This is a genomic window from Streptomyces sp. L500, from assembly GCF_054551825.1.
In genome coordinates, this window is record NZ_JBTOLC010000102.1 from 1 (window position 1) to 3,503 (window position 3,503).

5 protein-coding genes are annotated in these 3,503 nt (G+C 69.5%); 2 read left to right on the forward strand and 3 right to left on the reverse strand.

Annotated elements, in window-relative coordinates:
• Positions 1 to 90: 90 nt before the first annotated feature.
• Entirely contained in the window at positions 91 to 351 is a 261-nt protein-coding gene (locus tag ACX9I7_RS32400; protein WP_459389370.1) for a hypothetical protein, read from the reverse strand.
• On the opposite strand from ACX9I7_RS32400, the gene ACX9I7_RS32405 reads away from it, so the two are divergent.
• Positions 340 to 669: a hypothetical protein gene (locus ACX9I7_RS32405; protein WP_459389371.1), complete on the forward strand. Its 330-nt coding sequence runs from the start codon at positions 340 to 342 to the stop codon at positions 667 to 669. The genes ACX9I7_RS32400 and ACX9I7_RS32405 overlap by 12 nt on opposite strands.
• A gap of 777 nt (positions 670 to 1,446) precedes the next feature.
• On the forward strand, positions 1,447 to 1,719 hold the full coding sequence (locus ACX9I7_RS32410; RefSeq protein ID WP_459389372.1) for a hypothetical protein: 273 nt from the start codon (positions 1,447 to 1,449) through the stop codon (positions 1,717 to 1,719).
• Between the two features lie 177 nt (positions 1,720 to 1,896).
• On the opposite strand, the gene ACX9I7_RS32415 is transcribed toward ACX9I7_RS32410, so the two are convergent.
• Both ACX9I7_RS32415 and ACX9I7_RS32420 read right to left on the reverse strand, forming a co-directional pair.
• A complete protein-coding gene (locus tag ACX9I7_RS32415) occupies positions 1,897 to 2,769 on the reverse strand; it encodes a hypothetical protein (RefSeq protein WP_387573670.1) in 873 nt (290 codons plus the stop codon).
• Between the two features lie 10 nt (positions 2,770 to 2,779).
• On the reverse strand, positions 2,780 to 3,343 hold the full coding sequence (locus tag ACX9I7_RS32420) for a papain-like cysteine protease family protein (RefSeq protein WP_387573672.1): 564 nt from the start codon (positions 3,341 to 3,343) through the stop codon (positions 2,780 to 2,782).
• Positions 3,344 to 3,503 lie beyond the last annotated feature (160 nt).

A 3,503-nucleotide genomic window follows, 5' to 3' on the forward strand; every position in this document is an offset into this window, starting at 1 on the left:
AATGTTCCGGTCAGCGGCGCCGGGCGTACAGGTGACCCCGGGCCGGCATGACATACAAGGGGTCCGCTCGACGACGGACGCGGCACGCCGTCACCAGTCGATGTGCGCTGCCATCCAGTCGGCCAGGCCGTCCTCGTCGTCCGCGCAGGGCAGGCCGGGACCGCAGGAGAGGGGGGTGCAGGACAGCCGCAGGTGGGTGAGGTATCCGTAGGGGCCGTTGTCGGGTGCGGGCCCGAGGATCAACGCGTGGGTGAGGGTGCGCCAGACACGGTGTGTCAGCGCGGGCCCGGCCACCACGGCCGCGGAGGACGAGATCGTCCGCTCAGGGGACGCGCCGAGATGAGCGGTCACCACCCGCACGGCCTGCGCGAGTACGGCTTCGCAGTCACCGCAAGGCCGATCTCCTTCCCGAACCCATCGGCGAGCGTCTGCGGACCAGCGCCAAACGCCTTCGCGCCTGGGCCGACGAACACCACCGCAATCGTCACCCTCAAGGCGACCATCGCGAACAAGAACGCCGAGATCACCCGGCTCAAAGACGACGTGAAGGGGTTCCTCGCGGAGAACACCAGACTCACTCTGGAGAACCAAGAGCTGCGCGACGTTCTCAGCGGACCGACTGCCAACGTCACACCGCTGCGGCCCGGCCCATCCCAGGGGTCGCCCTGATGTACTGGAGCCACTGCTGCTATCCGGGGACCGAGTAGTAGAACGGAACAGAGAACCGACGTCCCTGTCAGAGGCGGAGTGGACCCAGGAGTGGCCCCGGACCGGCAGCTCAGAGGGTGCGGCGCTGGCCATGTACGAATTACCAGTGGCCCGGGTGCTGGGCGTCCGCAGTTCGCGCACTGCGCGCGGTAGAGAGCCGCAGTCGGCCCGAGGGCGGTGCCCCTCGATGATGGCGGCCAAGTGCTCCGACTGCTTCGAGTAGGTGCAGGCGAGCGGTATCGCGTCGTCAGCTGGTGTGGTTCGGGACGCCAGGTGGGAGGACTGTCCATAGCGGCCCCGGAGCCGTCCTCCCGCTGGTGGGACAGGGCCCCACGCACTCCTCGCTTGCTGGGAAGGGCTCACGGCGCCCTTCCCAGCAAGAGGAGGGCAGTCAGCTGCGGTGTGCTGGAGGATTCCAGATGCGCCGAGAGCGGCGGCGCCGAGACAGGGAGCAGCTGTTTCATGTGTCGTCTCCGGGTGTCATTGCCGTCCTTGCTGTGGGCGGACGGCGGCTTGAGCGTTGCAGGGGGGATGGCACGAAAGGCTCTACGGCCCGCCCGTCTTGCGTAAGGCTGTGTCTGTGCCCGCCCGCGTGGCGCAGGGCCCGGTGAGCCGCTTGATGGTGGCGAGTGCCGTGGAGCGATCGATCGTCGGCCAGTGCTCAGTGGGGAGGAGTCGCGTCAGTGACGGGTCGGGCTCGAACGCCAATGGATCCTGACCGCGGTCGGACCGGGCCTGATGACCTTCCACGCCTACCAGCCCTACCATCAGGACGACTTCTCCTTCCACGACGACCTCACCGGCGTCGACGAGGCCACCGCCGCCCTGATCCACCACCAACAGCCGCCCACCGCCGCCGACCGGGTCGATCCCGCCCCGCTGCACGCACTCGGCCAGGGACTCGTCGACACCACCGACCACGGCAACCCGCCCGCACACACCGAGGGCGGCTGTGCACGTCGGCGTTCGAGGCGGTGTGGGAGCGCGCCCCGTCGATCGACGCTGAGGTGAGCCCGCGATTGATCGTCACTGTTTCCTTGCCGTCGTTGTGGTTCATCGGCGTGTAGGAGGCGTACTCCGGGGACGTCAGCCCGCACGACCGTGATCAGCACGATGGAACGGCCTCGCCCCGGCCCGGCACGTGGCCGGGTCCGGGGCGAGGGAGAGGGCTTTACCGCGTCGGTACGGTCACTGCGAGGCGGCGCGCCTGCGGCGGATGACGAGGGCGCCGCCGGCGAGGGCGAGCGCGGCGCCCGAACCGCCGACGATCAGCGGAGTCGTGGACGCCTGCCGTCCGGCCGGGTGCCTCGGACCGTAACCGCTGGAGAGGCCCTTGGTGTCGTAGTCCGAGCCGGGCTGCTTGTCGGCGTAGCGGGCCTTGACCAGGTTCTGGTAGTCGGCGAGCGACACCGACGGCTGGCCGCCGAGGCCCTGCCGGGCCTGGTCGTTGAGCGGCTCGACGGTGGTGAGCTTGAGCTGGTACCAGCCGCGGATCTGCGGCTCGCTGAACACCAGCGTGCCCGTCGTGGCCTTGCTCGCCTGGACGGCGTCGTCGTCGCCGTCGCGCACGGCCGCCAGGTGCCAGCCGCCGCCCGGGGTGGGCGCGAGCAACACCGTGGCGTTGCGCCCGTTGACGGTGGCGCTGAGCGAGGACACCAGCTGGGTGAGCTTGATCGCCTCGGTGGCGATCGGCCGGGCCGTGCCCGCGACGAAGCCCGGCGTGATCTCGTTGAGCGCCACCGGGTCCTTGATCGTGAACGTCGGCAGGCCCGCGCACGGATCGGCCTTGTCGGGGATCGGCTTCGCCGTCGCGGTTCCGCCGCCCGTGGGCAGCGGGGCGCTGAGGAACTGGCAGACGGTGTTGCGGACCGCGGTCGACTTCACCGCGTCGAGGGCGGCCTGGTAGTTGGGGATGTCCGCGGGGAGCGGGTCCTTGGCCGCGTGAGCCGGGCCGACGCCGCACAGCAGCGCGGACGCGCCGAGTGCGAGCACGATGGACAGGCGGGAGAGCCGGGAGGCCGCCTGCTGGCTGAACGCTCTTGTGCCCCTGATGAAGCGCATGTCGCCTGCCTTAGCCGGAGATGCCGATGCGGGAGTGGGTCCACTTGAACGAGCTGTTGCTGACGTAGTCGTTGTAGTTCCACCACGTGTACGTCTGGGTGTCCGGCCACGGGTCGCCGACGGCGATGGTGTTGTTCGACGTGTCGAAGCCGTAGACGACGTTCATGTGGCCCCCGCCGGACGTCCAGCCGATGCGGGCGGCGACGGGCCGGGCGGCCTTGACGTCGGTGTAGACCTGGTTGAACGTGGCCGCGCTGGACAGGCCCGAGCCGGTGTGGGTCATGCCCAGACTGCCCCAGCCCCGGGCCATGTCGTCGAGCGTGGCCGGCTGGTTGTTGCAGCCATAGTAGGGCTGCGCCCGGGTGCAGAAGTCCGTCTGTGTGGTGCCGAACCCCTGGTACTTGGCGATCGTCAGCCCGGAGGCGACCCAGCACCACTGGGTCTTCTCCTGCTTGAGCATGGTGATGTCGTCGTAGGCCGCTTCGGCGTGCGCCGTGCCTGCTGCGGCTCCGAGTACCCCCGACACCGCCAGTGCCACGGCCGATGCCGTGGTGGCGAACCTGATTCTGCCCATGTTCCTGCCTTCCCGCGAATGGGTGCGACGAGTACGGGGCTGATCCGGCCTCCCGGCGGGCGCCGGGCTCTCCCTTCCGGTGGGAGCCCGGTCCCGTGAGGACCGGTGACATCAGAGCACGCATGTGCCTACGTCATAGGAGGATCGAGAGGGAACCTAG